The 17,363-nt window shown below is 55.6% G+C and carries 15 protein-coding genes; 12 read left to right on the top strand and 3 right to left on the bottom strand.

All coding sequences use genetic code 11. The features are described from left to right. Positions 1 to 86: 86 nt before the first annotated feature. Entirely contained in the window at positions 87 to 1,526 is a 1,440-nt protein-coding gene (locus K1558_RS25895; RefSeq protein ID WP_238654850.1) for a PAS domain-containing sensor histidine kinase, read from the top strand. Here K1558_RS25895 and K1558_RS25890 read toward each other — a convergent pair. After that, positions 1,513 to 2,559, bottom strand: a complete 1,047-nt coding sequence (locus tag K1558_RS25890) for a LacI family DNA-binding transcriptional regulator (protein ID WP_238654849.1) — start codon at positions 2,557 to 2,559, stop codon at positions 1,513 to 1,515. The genes K1558_RS25895 and K1558_RS25890 overlap by 14 nt on opposite strands. A gap of 271 nt (positions 2,560 to 2,830) precedes the next feature. Between K1558_RS25890 and K1558_RS25885 the strand changes: the two genes are divergently transcribed. The 4 genes from K1558_RS25885 (at position 2,831) to K1558_RS25870 (ending at position 6,636) form a co-directional block, all read left to right on the top strand. Beyond that, on the top strand, positions 2,831 to 4,363 hold the full coding sequence (locus K1558_RS25885; protein WP_238654848.1) for a DUF5605 domain-containing protein: 1,533 nt from the start codon (positions 2,831 to 2,833) through the stop codon (positions 4,361 to 4,363). Between the two features lies 1 nt (position 4,364). Further along, positions 4,365 to 5,402, top strand: coding sequence for a Gfo/Idh/MocA family protein (locus K1558_RS25880; RefSeq protein WP_238654847.1), 1,038 nt, complete (start codon positions 4,365 to 4,367; stop codon positions 5,400 to 5,402). A 151-nt stretch (positions 5,403 to 5,553) separates the two neighbouring features. Next, positions 5,554 to 6,186: a serine/threonine-protein kinase gene (locus tag K1558_RS25875; RefSeq protein ID WP_238654846.1), complete on the top strand. Its 633-nt coding sequence runs from the start codon at positions 5,554 to 5,556 to the stop codon at positions 6,184 to 6,186. Between the two features lie 57 nt (positions 6,187 to 6,243). Beyond that, positions 6,244 to 6,636 (top strand): DUF488 domain-containing protein, encoded by a 393-nt coding sequence (locus K1558_RS25870; protein WP_238654845.1) that lies wholly within the window; start codon positions 6,244 to 6,246, stop codon positions 6,634 to 6,636. Positions 6,637 to 6,703: 67 nt separating this feature from the next. Here K1558_RS25870 and hmpA read toward each other — a convergent pair whose 3' ends face one another. Then, the gene (gene hmpA, locus K1558_RS25865) at positions 6,704 to 7,885 is read right to left on the bottom strand and encodes an NO-inducible flavohemoprotein (RefSeq protein WP_238654927.1); all 1,182 of its coding nucleotides are present in this window, start codon (positions 7,883 to 7,885) and stop codon (positions 6,704 to 6,706) included. Between the two features lie 267 nt (positions 7,886 to 8,152). Between hmpA and K1558_RS25860 the strand changes: the two genes are divergently transcribed. Next, positions 8,153 to 8,641 carry an RrF2 family transcriptional regulator gene (locus tag K1558_RS25860; protein WP_238654844.1) on the top strand — a complete coding sequence of 163 codons (489 nt, stop codon included), beginning with the start codon at positions 8,153 to 8,155 and terminating at the stop codon, positions 8,639 to 8,641. Here K1558_RS25860 and K1558_RS25855 read toward each other — a convergent pair. Beyond that, positions 8,598 to 9,014, bottom strand: a complete 417-nt coding sequence (locus K1558_RS25855; protein ID WP_238654843.1) for a hypothetical protein — start codon at positions 9,012 to 9,014, stop codon at positions 8,598 to 8,600. The two genes, K1558_RS25860 and K1558_RS25855, sit on opposite strands and share 44 nt — an antisense overlap. Before the next feature lie 314 nt (positions 9,015 to 9,328). Here K1558_RS25855 and K1558_RS25850 point away from each other — a divergent pair, with 314 nt between their 5' ends. The 6 genes from K1558_RS25850 to K1558_RS25825 are packed head-to-tail and all read left to right on the top strand — an operon-like array spanning position 9,329 to position 17,361. Continuing rightward, positions 9,329 to 13,003 (top strand): nitrate reductase subunit alpha, encoded by a 3,675-nt coding sequence (locus K1558_RS25850; RefSeq protein WP_238654842.1) that lies wholly within the window; start codon positions 9,329 to 9,331, stop codon positions 13,001 to 13,003. Then, positions 12,993 to 14,564, top strand: a complete 1,572-nt coding sequence (gene narH, locus K1558_RS25845; protein ID WP_238654841.1) for a nitrate reductase subunit beta — start codon at positions 12,993 to 12,995, stop codon at positions 14,562 to 14,564. The genes K1558_RS25850 and narH overlap by 11 nt, the downstream gene beginning before the upstream one ends. Further along, positions 14,557 to 15,123: a nitrate reductase molybdenum cofactor assembly chaperone gene (gene narJ, locus K1558_RS25840; protein WP_238654840.1), complete on the top strand. Its 567-nt coding sequence runs from the start codon at positions 14,557 to 14,559 to the stop codon at positions 15,121 to 15,123. The genes narH and narJ overlap by 8 nt, the downstream gene beginning before the upstream one ends. Beyond that, entirely contained in the window at positions 15,120 to 15,806 is a 687-nt protein-coding gene (gene narI, locus K1558_RS25835) for a respiratory nitrate reductase subunit gamma (protein WP_238654839.1), read from the top strand. The genes narJ and narI overlap by 4 nt, the downstream gene beginning before the upstream one ends. 53 nt (positions 15,807 to 15,859) lie before the next feature. Next, positions 15,860 to 16,318, top strand: a complete 459-nt coding sequence (locus tag K1558_RS25830) for a GAF domain-containing protein (protein ID WP_238654838.1) — start codon at positions 15,860 to 15,862, stop codon at positions 16,316 to 16,318. 32 nt (positions 16,319 to 16,350) lie between these two features. Next, the gene (locus K1558_RS25825; RefSeq protein WP_238654837.1) at positions 16,351 to 17,361 is read left to right on the top strand and encodes a sensor histidine kinase; all 1,011 of its coding nucleotides are present in this window, start codon (positions 16,351 to 16,353) and stop codon (positions 17,359 to 17,361) included. Positions 17,362 to 17,363: the final 2 nt, after the last annotated feature.

Genomic DNA, 17,363 nt, shown 5'->3' with positions numbered 1-17,363 from the left:
CACTCCGGCATCCTTAATTTGTCACAGATAAGTTTCGCTGGAAATGCTAACATGGATGGAAATAAACTGGCTGCGGGAGCTGAAATATGAGTAATTTCTCAGTTCATCACAAGATGCATTACTCGCTTTATTCTTATGCCGAGTATAGTCCGGACCCGATGTATATTCTAAGCACGGACAAAAAGGTATGTTATGCTAATTCCAACTTTGTGGAGCTATATGGCTGGACCGCTGAAGAGTTGAATGAGTATGATTTCCCTCATGTTCCCCAGGAGCTCAGGGATGAGGTGGACCGGATGTACATCTTCATTGATCAGGGACAGCGTCTCTTTGCCCTGGATACCTTCAGGAATAAACGGAATGGTGAACTGATCAGCGTCAAAATTACGATCTCTCCAGTGAAAGATCTGGAAGGACGTGTAACGGCTTATGTGTGTGTGCTGAGAGATGTAACGGACATCAAGTTCTCGGAGCTGAAATACTATAAATTATTTAATGAAGCCAATGATTCCATGTATATTTACGAACAGGATGAGCAAGGCAAGCCGCTCAAATTCCTCGATGTCAATGAAGCGGTCTGCCGGGTACTGGGCTATACACGCCAGGAATTGCTGGACATCACACCTCTCACAATAGCTGCTGAAGCGTTGATACCAGAGGCAGATCATACCTTTCGTGATATTCATTTGGGGGAGAGGGCGTTTGTCGAATGGGTTCATGTTACGAAGGAAGGCAGGTCGATTCCGGTGGAGATCAGCGCCAAGCCCTTTCAGCTGAATGGCCGGAGAATGGTGATCTCCATTGCCCGTGATCTGACCGAACGCAAGAAAACAGAAGAGTTCCTCCGGTACAATGAGAGCCTGTTCATGCTCGGTGAGCTGTCGGCCGGTATCGCTCATGAAATCCGCAATCCGCTCACCAGCATCCGGGGGTTCGTCCAGCTGCTGTACGCTCAATCGAAGCTGAATAGAGAGTTGTATGAGATTGTATTGTCCGAGGTGGACCGGATTAATTCCATCATCAGCGAACTGCTGCTGCTGGGCAAGGAGGCCCCGTCTGCAATGCATGAATGTGATCTGGTCCAGCTGTTAAGACAGGCCGTCGTACTGCTGAATGGCCAGGCGCATATGACGGATAATGAGATTATCATGCAGACGGACCTGCACTGCCTGCCTCTGAAGTGTGCGGAGAATAAGCTGAAGCAGGTTTTTATCAATGTGCTGAAGAACGCAATAGAAGCAAGCCCGCAGGGTGCAGAGATTAACGTAGGGCTGGACCATGAGGGCAATACAGGGGTGATTCGCATCACGGATAGCGGACCCGGTATTCCCGAAGAGCTGCTGGGCCAGATTGGGTCTCCGTTCTTCACCACCAAATCCGGGGGCAATGGACTTGGTGTCATGATCAGCAAAAAAATCATACATAATCATATGGGAACCTTTCAGTTCAATCGGAAGCAGCCAACGGGGACTACGGTGGAAATTAAATTGCCGGTGCTCCAGCCATCTAAGCTTACAGCTCCGTAAAGGTCTCCATTCTCCGGCAGGAGCTACGTTCGATGAACAGCGTATCCACCTTAACCTTGGTGCTGACTGCGGGCCGGGCATGAAGGGAGGCAGTGAACAGATCCACCGCCCATGCGGCCATCCGCTCCTTCTCGACATGCACTGTAGTCAGCTCAGGGGTCACAATCTGCGATTCGCTGATATTATCGAATCCGATGACGGACACATCCTCCGGGATGGACAGGCCCAGCTCGCCCAGCGCCTTCATGGCGCTGATGGCAATATAGTCGCATTCACAGAACCATGCAGTGGGGAAGGGCTGGCCGCTGTCCAGCAGACGCCTAAGCTTGTCCCGCAAGGGGCCTTGCGAAGAGATCATTGTCGGAGGCACCGTCAGGATGCGGCTGGCCGGAAGCTCCACCTGAACCTCTGCCATAGCGGCCATGAACCCGCGCTTACGTTCTTCGAAGTTATGGATCCGTTCCTCGGACGCGATATACCCGATTCTCCGGTGTCCCTGCCGCGCCAGATAGCTCCCCGCCTGGTACGCCCCCATATAGTTGTTTATCTCCACAAAGGGCACAGGCAGCCAATCGAAGCAGGTATCCAGTACGATCAAGCCGGACAGCTTCTCCGCGAGATCCGCGATTCTGGAGGCATCCAGGCTGGTGCCGAGCAGAATCACCCCGTTGGTCCGCTCCTCCACTAATGTCTGAATTCCCTGGTCATAGTGCTTTTCTTCAATAGTAGAAAAAATAAGGCTGTACCCGGCCATCCGGCAGCGTTCCTCAATGTGATGAATCAGCTCGCGGAAAAAAGGCTGCTGGTAATATTCCTCATGCACCAGTCCGGCGTTCGTGAACACCAGAAAGCGCAGCGTTCTGGCATGGCCTTCAGCGGCTGCCGCTCTCCCCCTGCCTGCATAGCCGTAAGTTTCGGCCAACTGCAGGATCCGCTTGCGTGTCTCCGGCCCTACCCCCGGTTTGCCGTTCAGCGCCAGCGAGACAGCCCCCTTGGAGACCCCGGCCAGCCGGGCAAGCTCCTCCATATTCAATACAATTCCTCCATTCCGTTCGTTCTCCGTATCTTTAGTGTAGGGGAAGAGAGCCGATTTAGCAATTTAGCTGGTGTTTAACATTTTGTTTAGTTATGTTTAGTTGATTATCTATAAATATGTGCCAGTTTATTTTGGGGAACAAGGTTATTGACGAGTGTTTTTACATGAGGTAGGATGAAGCTGTATCCGATTTCAAATAATTTTACGCAACAATTGTTTAGTGATTGTTTAGTTATAATGGCGGTTCATACAGAAGGGAGTAGGATGTATGGCGAATCAGGAGGAAGCAGGACAAGCAGCTGCAGATAAGGGGAAGGTGCAGGTGTCATTCCCGGCGCAGGCGGCCAAATGGAGTGTGTATGAGATTGTGCTGCATGGCGGGCCAAGCCGGGGGAACCCTTTTACCGGGGTAGCCTTGCAGGCGGAATTCAGCTTCGGAGAACGTTCCGTTCTGGCTCTGGGCTTCTATGACGGGGAAGGTGTGTACCGCATCCGGTTCATGCCGGACAGTGAAGGCAAGTGGTCGTTCCGCACCAGCAGCAATGAGTCTGATCTGGATGAGCTTGAGGGGACGTTTGAATGTACCGCTGCTACGGAAGGAAATCACGGACCGGTCCGGGTGAAGAATACCTTCCATTTCGCCTATGAGGACGGAACACGCTATCTGCCAGTCGGTACCACCTGCTATGCATGGACCCATCAGGGCGAGGAGATGGAGCGGCAGACCCTGGAGACACTGCGGGCGTCCGCTTTTAACAAAATCAGAATGTGCGTGTTCCCCAAATCCTACTCTTACAACGAGAATGAGCCCGAATATTATCCCTACGAAGGCTCGGTCCAGGAGGGCTGGGATTACAGCCGGTTCAATCCGGCGTTCTTCCGGCATCTGGAGGAGCGGATTGCGGATCTGGGCGGGCTGGGGATCGAGGCGGACCTGATTCTGTTCCATCCGTATGACCGCTGGGGCTTCGCCGATATGGGCAAGGAAGCGGACGACCGGTATCTCCGCTATCTGGTGGCCCGGCTGTCGGCTTACCGCCATGTCTGGTGGTCGCTCGCCAATGAATATGATTTCATGCGGAACAAAACGCTGGCGGATTGGGAGCGGTATGCCCACATCGTAACATCGTATGATCCGTACAGTCATCTGATCTCTAATCACAACGGCATCGCCTTCTACGACTTCAACCAGCCATGGGTTACACATTGCAGTATCCAGCGGGTGGATGCTTACAAAACCTCTGAGAATACAGATGAATGGAGACAGCGGTGGAACAAGCCTGTCGTCATCGACGAATGTGTCTATGAGGGCAATGTCGAGCACGGCTGGGGGAATATTACCGGGGAAGAGTTAGTCCGCCGTTTCTGGGAAGGGGCGGTCCGCGGAGGCTATGTCGGGCATGGTGAGACCTATCTTCACCCGGAAGACAAGCTCTGGTGGGCCAAGGGCGGGCAGCTCTACGGGACGAGTCCGGAGCGGATTGCTTTTCTGCGGCGTGTGCTGGAGGAAGGGCCTTCAGAGGGGCTGAACCCGCTACCGTCGGAATGGGATCTGCCCAGAGCCGGAGTGGAAGATGAATATTATCTCTACTATTTCGGCTTCAACCGGCCGAAGTTCCGCCAGTTCACGATGAACCCGGAGCTCCGCTATAAGGTGGAGCTGCTGGATACCTGGAATATGACGGTGGAGACGCTTCCGGGCAGCTATCAAGGAACCTTCCGGGTGGATCTGCCGGGGCGGACATATATGGCCGTAAGAATAACGCGCCTGCACGATGAGCATGACTTGGAGGCTAAATAGAATGTGGAAGATTGGTATAGTGGGTGCCGGGTATTGGTCAGACAAGCACTTGCAGGCATGGCAGCGTATACCCGGCGTTCAGATTCTGGGCCTGTGCGACCAGGATTCGGCTAAGCTGCACAGCAAGGCTGAGGCATATGGAATTCCCCGGGATATGCTGTACTCTACGCTGGAAGAGATGCTGTCTTCTGCTGACATCGATATCGTAGATATTATTACCCCGCCGGATACCCATCCTGAGCTGGTCGGACTGGCTGCACGGGCCGGGAAACAGATCATGTGCCAAAAGCCTTTCGCCCGCTCCATGGAGGAGGCCCGCGCGATGGTGGAGACTGCCCGCGCAGCGGGCGTCCGGCTGATGGTCACCGAGAACTGGCGCTGGCTCCAGCCGGTCCAGACGATCCGCAGGCTGCTGGATGAGGGAGTGCCAGGGCGGCTTCAGACGATCCGTTATATTCATACGGATTATTATTCACCGCGTTTTGCGCCGGAGAATGAGCTTCCTCAGCCATTCTTCCGGGACATGCCCCAGCTGCTGTTCTATGAGATGGGGGTTCACTGGTTTGATACATGGCGCTTCCTGTTCGGAGAGCCGAAACGGCTGTATGCGGAGACCCGGAAGGTCAGCCCTTATATTGCCGGAGAGGATGCCGGGCTGATTACCCTGGGCTATGACGAGTATATGGGCCTGATGGATATGAGCTGGGCCACCCGGCAGAATCTGCCCGGCCCGCTGACCTTGCCGGTGCTGCCGGACCATAAGGAGCAGCTGATTATTGAAGGCGACCAGGCTACCATTAAGCTGTACAGCAGCGGCACGCTCAGCGTGATCGATAACAGCGGGACCGAGACGGTCGTTTCAGAGGACAATCACATAGATTTTGAAGAGAGCCATTACCGCCTGCAATCGCATTTCATTGAATGTCTGAACACGGGTGAGGAATTCCAGACGAGCGGGGAAGATAATCTGAAGACGCTGGAGCTGGTGTTCGGCACGTACCGGAGCGCGGCGGAGCATGAGGTTATTCATTTGGGGTGATCGTTTCATAGCTGGCGGCGGGGAGCCGGACAACTGGTGTCCGGTTCTTTTCGATGTTTTGGGGTCAGGCTTGACATTGGCTGTTCGCCGCAGAATAGCGTACACTAAGCTAAATAGAGTCCATAACAACCTTAGCTGCGGGGTGTCAGGCATGGAGAAGCTGCTGGAGCAGATCACGGACGAGCTGTTAGGCCAAGTTATTATTGAGAGCGTGAATCCGCTGGAGCCGGTGAAGGTTCACAGTATCCCCAAGTCCTGGAGGGTTCTCGGAACCGGAAATTATGCGGCGGTGTTCTGCCGTCAGGGGGCGGAGCAATATGCAGTGAAAATCTACGCGCCGGGCAGGCCCGGCATTGAGGAGGAAGCGGAGGTGTACCGCCGCCTCGGCCGCCACCCCGCCTACTCGGAATGCTATTATGCCGGAGCGGACTTTCTGATCCTCAAAAGGCTGGGCGGAGTTACCTTCTACGATGCCATGAAACGGGGCATTCTCATTACAGGACAGGCCATTGAAGACGTTGATGATGCCCTTCGCTATGCAAGGTCCCGGGGACTGCGCCCGCATGATATTCACGCCAAGAATGTGATGCTCCGGGACGGCCGAGGGCTGATCGTGGATATCTCCGATTTCCTGAAGGATGACGATTGCAGCATGTGGGAGGACTTCAAGAAGCTGTACTACCGGCTATATTGGCCGGTGGCCTCCCGCCGGGTGTTTCCGCTGCCCCGCCCGGTGCTGGAGACGGTCCGCAGAGGGTACCGGTTGTGGCGGCGGTGGAACTGAAGCCGGAAGTCCAAATGTTCACCGCAGTGAAGAATAGATACCAGGGAGGGATACGGCATGGAACCGGCTGAAGAGAAGCACGGCCAATCCCCATATTTGCTAAATCTGAAGCGGATCTACGAACCGGCGGACCAAGGAGACGGATACCGGGTTCTGGTGGACCGGCTGTGGGCGCGCGGAGTGACGAAGGAGCAGGCGGCCGTTGACGAGTGGATGAAGGAGATCTCACCAAGCCCGGCGCTGCGCCAGTGGTTCGGACATCAGCCGGAGCGGTTCACGGCATTCCGTGACCGTTACCTCCGGGAGCTGGAGGAGAATCCGGAATGCGGGAGGCTCGCGGAATCCATCCGGAAGCGGGCGCGTAATCAGCAGGTCACGCTGGTCTATGCCGCGAAGGACCCGGTTCATAACCATGCGAAGGTACTCTATGAATGGCTGATCTCACTTTGAAAAAACGGGCCTCCGCCGAACCTGCATGGTTCGGCGGGTGGCCCGTGTGCTTTTATATAGAAGCGATCTACGCGTGGCTTAGCTGCATGGCCGGCCCGAAGAATTCATAATGAATCTGAGCCTCGCTCATTCCGAGCCTCCGCAGTTCCCCGATCATCGCCTCCATGAATGGAACAGGCCCGCAGACGTAGGCATCCCCGGTAACATCCACATAGCTCTTCAGAATGTCGCCAGTAATGACGCCATCCGGTCCGCCGGAGTAGAAGGTTCGGGTCTTGACGTTGCTCATTGCCGCTGCGTGCTGCTCAATATCCTTACTGAAGGCAGCGAGCGATTCGTTCCGTGCAGCATGCAGGAAGACAACCGGCCGGTCCGGAGTTACCGTAGCGACCGTCTCGAACATGCTCATCATCGGGGTGATCCCTACGCCGCCTGAGATGAAGGCAACAGGGGTGGTAATGGAAGTATCCAGCAGGAACTCACCGGCAGGGGCGCTCACCTCAACGGTATCGCCCTCATTCACCCCGTTATGAAGATAGACGGATACTACGCCATTCGGGTCATTCGTCTCCTCGCGTTTCACCGAAATGCGGAATTCATCCGGCTTAGGCGCTTGGGACAGGCTGTATTGGCGGATCATAGTATATTGCTCTCCAGGAATCAGAACGCGGACAGAGATGTACTGGCCCGGCTTGTAGTCCGGCACATTCGAGCCGTCATCCGGCTTCAGATAGAACGAGGTAATGCTGCTGCTCTCCGGGACTTTGCGTACCACGGTAAAAGGCTTGAAAAAGTTCCAGCCATGCTCCTGCTCACGGGCTTCCTTGTACATGCTGTCTTCAACGCCAATAAACGCATCAGCGATGACGCCGTAGGCTGCTTCCCACGCGCTGAGAATCTCCTCCGTAGCCGCATCGCCCAGTACTTCCTTGATCGCCTTAAGCAGATGTTCCCCGACAATCGGGTAATGCTCCGGCTTGATGCCTAAGCTGACATGCTTATGGGCAATCTGGACCACGGCCGGGAGGATATTCTCCAGGTTGTCGATGTGGACGGCCGCTGCATAGACCGCATTGGCCAGTGCCGCCTGCTGGCGGCCTTGCGCCTGGTTGGCGTGGTTGAACACATTCAGCAGCTCCGGGTGGGCTGCGAACAGATTCCGGTAGAACACCGATGTAATGGTTGTGCCGTGCTCCGCCAGGACAGGCGCTGTGGATTTGACAATGTCCCGAGTCTCTTGTGTTAAGATGCCGATCATCCCCTCTCCGAATTGTACAAAATTAATATATACGGTTTTGAGGAGAAAAGATATATTTAAAATACCACTTTAACAATTTGGACAAAAAATACAATATTATCTGTAATAAATATCACTTACATAGGCACGGTTGTGATTTCTGGTTTATGATAGCCTGTTGCAGAGGAGAGCTATTGGACAAGCCGGAATAGGAAGCAGCGTGGTATAGTTAGGGATATAAGACAAACCGGGTGTATGTGAACAGAATGGAGAGTAGAGATGAGGCTTACATTATATACCGATTATTCCCTGCGAATTCTCATGTATCTGGGGGCCAAGCAGCGGGAGGAGCTGACCACGATCCAGGATATCTCTGGTGCCTACGGCATCTCCAAGAATCATCTGATGAAGGTCTCGCATGAGCTTGGCAAGGCGGGCTATATCGATACGGTAAGAGGGCGCGGGGGAGGAATCCGGCTGGCACTTGCGCCGGAGCAGATTAATATCGGGGAGGTCGTGCGCCGGATGGAGGATGATTTCTATCTGGTGGAGTGCTTCAATCCCTCCGGGGGGAGCTGTCCTATCTCTCCGGCCTGCAGACTGAAGGGCGTGCTGGGCAGAGCCCTGCACGCCTATCTGCAGGTCCTGGGCGAGTATACGCTTCAAGACCTGCTCTGGAACAAAGATGATCTGCGCGCTATTCTGCAGGAGGGCGGCAGCGGGGTTATTCCGCAAACAGCAGACGCTCCTCATCCCGGCTATGAATAGCATTCACGACCAGTAAGGCGTGGAACTGGTGAAGTACCTCCGGGGTGAGGCCGTCTTCGGCGAGCATGCTTTTGACATCCTGCACGATGATCCGCAGCAATTCATGATCCCGCTTCAGCCGGGTAACGGCTTCTTCCAGAGCGGGGTTCTTCGCCACCACCTCCTGATAGAAGCCGTCCTCTTCCGCCTCGGCATGGCTGAGAATCCGTGTCTCCCAGTATTCAATCAAGTGGTCAGCCGCCTGGCGGGCCACCTCTGTTTCTTTCACCGCGAGCAATTCTTCCACTTCTTCTGTCTTGGCTACAGCGCCGGAGAGCCCGCCCTGATGTATCGCATGGTGGGCATGGAGCTGGCGCAGTGAGGGTCCTGACATCCTGTATTCAACCTCCCCTATTATAACTATCTCAGACGTATCTACTGGTCAGTATAGCATACAGTGCGGCTATGGAATTCCCGCTAGGAACTTCCCCCCGAGAGAAAGAGGGAAGTCCCTGATGGAACTCCTGGCAAGGCAGTGCAGCGCAGAAGTCAGAGCTTTTCTCCTCCGGGCGGAAGGCTTGTTTGCTGTGCGCTGAGATCAAGGGATTTCCCGAGGTTCAATAGGTGTTTCCCTAATGGGAAGCGCGGCCGGGCACCTCCATAATGAGAGTAACTGAATAGATTCGTACAAAGGAGTGTTCTGGACAGATGAAGAAGAAATTCGGCCTTAACTTTTTTAAGCCGGTAGAGACCTATTCCGGGAACTGGTCCATTCTAGAAGAGAAAAATAGAGAGTGGGAGAACATGTACCGCCAGCGCTGGTCTCACGATAAGGTTGTGCGCACCACCCATGGCGTCAACTGTACAGGCTCCTGCAGCTGGAAGGTATTCGTGAAGAACGGAATTATCACCTGGGAGAACCAGCAGATTGATTATCCCTCCTGCGGGCCGGACATGCCGGAGTTCGAACCGCGCGGCTGTCCGCGCGGAGCTACCTTCTCCTGGTATGAATACAGTCCGCTGCGTGTGAAATATCCTTATGTCCGCGGGAAGCTGTGGCGGCTGTGGCAGAGCGCGCTTCAGGAGCATGACAACTATGTCGATGCCTGGGCCAGCATCGTGGAAGATCCCGCCAAGGCCAGCCAGTACAAGAAGGCGCGCGGCAAAGGCGGCCACGTCCGCGTGGCCTGGGATGATGCCCTTCGGCTGATCGCAGCACAGCTGATCTATACGATCCGCAAATACGGACCGGACCGGATCGCCGGATTCACCCCGATTCCAGCCATGTCGATGGTCAGCTATGCCTCGGGCGCACGATTCATCTCGCTCCTGGGCGGCCAGATGCTGAGCTTCTATGACTGGTATGCCGATCTGCCTCCGGCTTCACCGCAGATCTGGGGCGAGCAGACGGATGTCCCGGAATCCTCGGACTGGTACAATGCCGGTTACCTGATGATGTGGGGCTCGAATGTGCCGCTGACCCGGACGCCGGACGCCCACTTCATGACCGAAGTGCGCTACAAAGGCACCAAGGTTGTATCGGTCGCCCCCGATCTCGCCGAGAATGTGAAATTCGCTGACAACTGGCTGGCGCCGAACCCCGGCTCGGATGCAGCGCTCGCCCAGGCGATGACGCATGTCATCCTGCAGGAATTCTACCAGGAACGCCAGGAGCCGATGTTCCTGAATTATGCCAAGCAATATACCGATATGCCGTTCCTGATCCTGCTTGATCCCCATGAGGACAGCCTGAAGGGCGGACGCTTCCTGCGGGCCAGCGATCTGGGCGATGCTTCCCCGCACTCAGACTGGAAGCCGGTGATCTTCGATGAAGCCACAGGCGAGATGATCGTGCCGAACGGGACGATGGGCCAGCGCTGGGAGGAAGGGAAGAAGTGGAACCTGATTCTGGAGCGGGAGGACGGCAGCAAGGTTGAGCCTGCTCTGACCATCGAGGGGCACGGGGAAGAATGGACGGAAATCGTATTCCCGTACTTCGATAATGCCGGTAATGGCACCTTCAGCCGGATCATTCCGGCCCGGAGGATGAAGCTTGCGGACGGCACAGAACGTTATGTCGCTACCGTCTATGATCTGATGATGAGCCAGTACGGCATTAAACGCAGAGACAGCCTGCTGAACGCTAAGGGGTATGAGGATGAAATGTCCCATTACACCCCGGCCTGGCAAGAGAAGATTACTACAGTAAAAGCAAGCGTGGTTGTGCAGATTGCCCGAGAGTTCGCCCAGAACTCCATTGATACAGGCGGACGCTCCATGATTATCATGGGCGCAGGGATCAACCACTGGTTCAACAGCGATACCATCTACCGGTCGATCCTGAACCTGGTGGTGCTGACCGCCTCGCAGGGCGTCAACGGCGGCGGTTGGGCGCATTATGTCGGCCAGGAGAAATGCCGTCCGATTGAGGGCTGGTCCACCGTGGCCTTCGCCAAGGACTGGCAAGGTCCGGCGCGGCAGCAGAATGCTACCTCGTTCTTCTATTTCGCTACCGAGCAGTGGCGGTATGAGGAGAGCGGTACGGATTCGCTGAAATCGCCGACCGGCGGAGATGTTGCTTACCAGCATCCGGCAGACTACAACGTACTCGCCGCGCGTCTGGGCTGGCTGCCGTCTTTCCCGCAGTTCAATAAGAACAGCCTGCTGTTCGCCGAGGAAGCGGCGCAGCAGGGCAAGAAGACGAATGCCGAGATTATCAGCCACGCCGTTGAAGAGATTACTTCGCGGAAGACGCGGTTTGCCGTGGAGGATCCCGGCGCACCGGAGAACTTCCCGCGCTCCCTGTTCATCTGGCGCTCGAACCTGATTTCCAGCTCTGCCAAGGGCCAGGAATATTTCATGAAGCATCTGCTCGGAGCATCGGACGGTCTGCTGGCCGAACCGAATGAGGAGCAGAAGCCGGAGGAGATCGTCTGGCGGGAGGATGTGGAAGGCAAGCTGGATCTGATGGTCGCCCTGGATTTCCGGATGACCACGACGCCGCTGTATGCCGATATTGTTCTGCCTGCCGCTACCTGGTATGAGAAGACTGACCTGTCGTCGACCGATATGCATCCGTTCGTCCATCCGTTTAATCCGGCCGTGAATCCGCTGTGGGAATCCCGATCCGACTGGGATATCTACCGCCAGCTCTCGGAGGTATTCTCCGAGATGGCGAAATCGCAGCTGCCCGGCGTCTATAAAGATGTGGTGATGTCGCCGCTCGGCCATGACTCCATCAGTGAAATCTCACAGCCGATGGGTCTGGTCAAGGATTGGACCAAGGGCGAAGTGCCGGCCATTCCGGGTAAAACCATGCCGAACTTTACCATTGTCGAGCGGGATTACACGCAAATTCATCATAAATACAGCTCGCTCGGACCCAATCTGGCTACCGGCAAAACAGGCGCACACGGCGTCAGCTTCTCGGTTGCCGAAGAGTATGAAGAGCTGAAGAAGATCAGCGGTGTGCATTACGACGAAACGATCCGGAACGGACTGCCGAAGCTGCAGACGGCCCGCCAGGCAGCGGATGCCATTCTGCATCTGTCTTCCGCCACCAACGGCCGTGTCTCCCAGAAGGCTTATGAATCGGCCGAGAAGGATCACGGGGTGGAGCTGCGGGATATTTCAGCAGACCGGGCAGCGGAGAAAATTACGTTCCAGAGCATTACCGCACAGCCGCGCGAGGTCATTCCGACACCGGTCTTCAGCGGCTCGAACAAGCAAGGCCGCCGGTATTCGCCGTTCACTACAAATATTGAACGTCTCGTTCCGTTCCGTACCCTGACCGGACGGCAGCATTTCTATATTGACCATGAGATCTTCCAGCAGTTCGGCGAAGCGCTGCCGGTCTACAAGCCAACGTTGCCGCCGATGGTCTTCGGTCCGCGCGATAAGGCGGTAAAAGGCGGAACCGATGCGCTGGTTCTGAGATACCTGACCCCGCACGGCAAATGGAACATCCATTCGACCTACCAGGACAACCAGCACATGCTGACCCTGTTCCGCGGCGGTCCAACCGTGTGGATCAACAACGAGGATGCGGCGGCCCACAGCATTGCGGATAATGACTGGCTTGAAGTCTATAACCGCAACGGTGTCGTTACCGCCCGCGCGGTGGTCAGCCACCGGATGCCGAGAGGCACCATGTTCATGTATCACGCCCAGGATAAGCACATTCAGGTGCCGGGCTCAGAGATTACGGATACGCGCGGCGGCAGCCACAATGCGCCAACCCGCATCCACCTGAAGCCTACCCAGATGGTCGGCGGATATGCACAGCTCAGCTACGGCTTCAACTACTACGGTCCGATCGGCAACCAGCGTGATGTCTACGTAGCCGTTCGCAAAATGAAGGAGGTCAACTGGCTTGAAAATTAAAGCGCAAGTGGCAATGGTAATGAATCTGGATAAATGCATCGGCTGCCACACCTGCAGCGTGACCTGCAAGACCACCTGGACGAACCGCAAGGGTGCGGAATATATGTGGTTCAACAACGTGGAGACGAAGCCGGGCATCGGCTATCCGAAGCGCTGGGAAGACCAGGAGCTGTACAAGGGCGGCTGGCAGCTGCGCAAGGGGAAGCTGGAGCTGAAATCCGGCAACAAGCTGTCCAAGATCGCACTCGGCAAAATCTTCTACAATCCCGACATGCCGGAGATGAAGGACTACTACGAGCCATGGACGTACAACTATGAGAATCTGACGAACGCCGGGGAGCAGAAGCATTCCCCGGTTGCCCGGGCCCATTCCGCAGTCACCGGCGAGAAGATGGATCTGGAGTGGGGACCGAACTGGGAGGATGATCTGGCGGGCGCACATGTAACCGGACCGCTGGACCCGAATATCCAGAAGATCGAGGAAGAGATCAAGTTCAATTTCGAGAAATCCTTCATGATCTATCTGCCCCGCCTGTGCGAGCACTGCCTGAACCCGAGCTGTGTGGCCTCCTGCCCGTCCGGCGCGATGTACAAACGCGATGAGGACGGCATTGTCCTCGTGGACCAGGAAGCCTGCCGCGGCTGGAGATATTGCATGACCGGCTGTCCGTACAAGAAGGTCTACTTCAACTGGCAGACCAACAAGGCGGAGAAATGTACCTTCTGCTTCCCTCGTGTGGAGGCAGGCCTGCCGACCGTATGCTCCGAGACCTGTACCGGCCGTATCCGCTATCTCGGCGTTCTCTTGTACGATGCCGATAAGGTGCTGGATGCCGCGTCCACCCCGGACGAGAAGGATCTGTATCAGGCCCAGTGTGATCTGTTCCTGAATCCGCATGATCCTGAAGTCAGAGCGCAGGCGAGAAAAGACGGCATCTCCGAGGACTGGCTGGAGGCTGCCCAGAACTCTCCGGTCTACAAGCTGGCGATCGAGCACAAGCTGGCCTTCCCGCTGCACCCGGAATACCGGACACTGCCGATGGTATGGTACGTGCCGCCGCTGAGCCCGATTATGAATTATTTTGAAGGCAAGGATTCGCTGAAGAACCCGGATATGATCTTCCCGGCGATCGAAGAGATGCGTACACCGATCCAGTACCTGGCGAACATGCTGACTGCCGGCGATACGGAGACAGTCAAGCAGGCGCTTCAGCGGATGGCAATGATGCGTTCCTACATGCGCGCCCAGTCCACCGGCCAGGAATTCGACCTCAGCCGTTTGGACCGTGTCGGCATGACCGCTCAGCAGACTGAGGAGATGTACCGACTGCTAGCGATTGCCAAATATGAAGACCGCTTCGTGATCCCGACCTCCCACAAGGAGCAGCACATGAACCCTTATCGTGCGCAGGGCGCCGCCGGCTACGGCAGCGACATGGGCGGACCGGGCTTTGGCTCCGGCTGTGACGGCTGCGGACCGGCAGAGTCTTCCGGCGATACGATGAAGACCGGCAAGGAGATGTACGAAGAGAATTTCTACGGGGGGATCTGGCGTGATTGATCTGATCAGACTGCATGATTACAAGCAATCCTTCGGTTATTTCGCCCTGCAGCTCATGTATCCGGAGAAGCTGGATTTCCATCCGGCTTTTCTGGAAGAGGCGTTTACCCCGGATCACCCGGGGCACACTCATGTGCAGACCTACTGGAAGCTGATGCAGACCTTCAGCCTGGATGAGATTCAGGAGAACTACGCGGCTACGTTTGATTTTCAGAAGGATTGTGCGCTGTATATGACCTACTTCAAATTCGAGGATGCCAAGGAACGCGGGCAGATGCTCGCCAAGCTGAAGCTGCTGTACGAAATGTTCGGCCTCGAAATGCCGGAGGGTGAGCTGCCGGACTATTTGCCGCTGATGTGTGAATTTCTCTATGCCGCAGATTGGCTCGAGGTTCCCGGAGCACCGGAGAACTTCAAGATGCTGATCGCGATTCTTGAGGATGGCACGTATCATCTGGTCAAGGCGCTGGAACGGAATGAGAGTCCTTATTATCATCTGGTTAAAGGTTTGCGTGAAACCTTCAAAGCTTGTGCGGAACAGGAGGCCCTAAGTCAATGAATATGATGGGTCAGTTTTTATGGGTGATTTTCCCGTATATGTGTATGGTCGTATTTATCGGCGGACATATTGCCCGCTACCGCAGGGATCAATTCAACTGGACGGCCAAATCCAGTGAATTCATTGAGAAAAAACAGCTCAAATTCGGCAGCATTCTGTTCCACCTCGGCATTATGCCGGTCATTCTGGGCCACATCGGCGGTCTCGCCGTGCCTAAGTCCTGGCTGGAGTCTATCGGCGTCAGCGACCATATGTACCACATCGGCGCGGTATACATCGGCGGAATCTTCGGCGCGGCCACCCTGCTGGGGATGCTGATTCTAACCTCCCGGCGCTTCACACTGAAGAATGTCCGCCGGCTCAGCAGCGCCTCCGACCTGATCGTCAACTCGCTGCTGCTGTTCATCGTGTTCATGGGAATGTACTCTACCATTGTCACGAATGCGGTACAGCCCGAGTTCGATTACCGGGATACAATCTCTGTGTGGTTCCGCGGCCTGTTCATGTTCCGCCCGGACCCGTCGCTGATGAGCGGAGTGCCGTTCTCCTTCAAGCTGCATATCCTGTCGGGGTTTGCGATCTTCGCCTTCTGGCCGTTCACCCGGCTGGTCCATGTCTGGAGTGTTCCGTTGAATTATATAGGCAGAAGTTATATCCTATACAGAAGAAATAAATCAAATTAACGGAAAAGAGCAGTGTGCACGCTTCCCCCTGTTCTGTCCGAGGAGAGAAAGCGATGATAAGTAAGGTGGATTACCAGACCCGGCTGGACCAGATCCGTGCGGCGCTGGGATATGACTTCATGTCGCTGGCGTTCGCGGAACCGGCGGAATATGACTATGCGATCCGGTGGAAATATGCCTCAGGCAATATCAGTGACCGCTACAAACGGATTGTCCTGCAATCCGGCAGAGGGATTGCGGGCATCGTGTTCAAGACCGGCAAGCCGTTCCTGATTCCTTCGGTGGAGCTCGTGGTTCAGCCGGATACGCTGTTCAATTATCCGATTACCCGGATGGAGAATCTGAACAGCATCGGGGCGGTGCCTGTATGGAATGATGCCCGTGTCGCAGGCGTGCTTCTCGGCGGCTTCCGGGATGAACGGCAGGTTACCGCCGCGATGCTGAGCGACCTGGAAGCCATGGTGCGCGGAGGCATCGGAGACTTGAACGGGAAGGAATTGTTGCTCAGTTGATACATCCCGGAACCGATATGCGGAGTGTGCTCATGACGAAGCTGTTCGAGAACAGCTCGGAGGCGATCTTCTTTTTTGACCGGCAGGGGAAGGCCTTGGCGATGAATCCGGCTGCCGAGAATATCGTCGATAAGGATATTCTGAATCAGCTGTATGAGGGGAATCCCGGGGCGCTCTGCGGTACCTGCCGGGGATATACGAGTGAGACCGAGCTGCGGACCTGCCTGAATTGTTATTTTCATACCCCGGACTCTGAGGAATTCACCTCCTACCAGGTCTATCTGGAGACCAGAGACAAGGGGATGGTCCCGTATGCGGCCACCTTTCACACAATAGATGAAGAGAACGGAATCCGGGTGTTCATGCTCCGGGATCTCAGCCGGCAGTTCAAGACACAGGAGAAATTCTACCAGAACAAAATGATGAAGCACATCATTGAGGCCCAGGAGAATGAACGCAAGCGGATCTCCCGCGAGCTGCATGACAGCGTGGCCCAGGAGCTGATGAGTGCGGTAATCGATCTGCGTGTGCTGAAATATATGACCGCCGATGACGGACTATTGAAGAAGGTGAAGCAGACCGAGGTCTCCATGACCCGGCTGCTCAGCGATATACGCAACCTCTCGGTGGAGCTTAGACCGGCGGCGCTGGATGATTTCGGGCTGGAGGCTGCCTTCCGCTCCCACTTCAAGCGGGTGGAACAGACCTATGGCCTGGTGATCGACTATGATTTCCGGCTGCCGGATAAGCGCTACGGAAGCGAGATTGAGACCGTCATCTACCGGATATGCCAGGAGGCCGTGCTGAATGCGCTGAAGTATGCGGAGGTGGACAATGTCAAGGTCTCGCTTACCGAGAGCGGCGGATGGCTTCAGCTTCTGGTGGAGGATGAGGGCATCGGCTTCCGCCAGGGGGATGAGCCGGCCGGAACCGGGCTGGGCTTGTTCGGGATGCAGGAACGGGCAGAGCTGGTGGGCGGCACGGTCACCATCGATTCAGAGGTAGGCCGGGGCACGAGAATTAGCCTGCAGGTTCCGGTATGATG

It is taken from the genome of Paenibacillus piscarius, assembly GCF_022234545.1.
In the GTDB taxonomy this organism is placed as follows: Bacteria; Bacillota; Bacilli; order Paenibacillales; family Paenibacillaceae; genus Paenibacillus_AQ; species Paenibacillus_AQ piscarius.
Note: the sequence above shows the minus strand (reverse complement) of the source record. Positions and strands in the feature narration are given on the sequence as shown.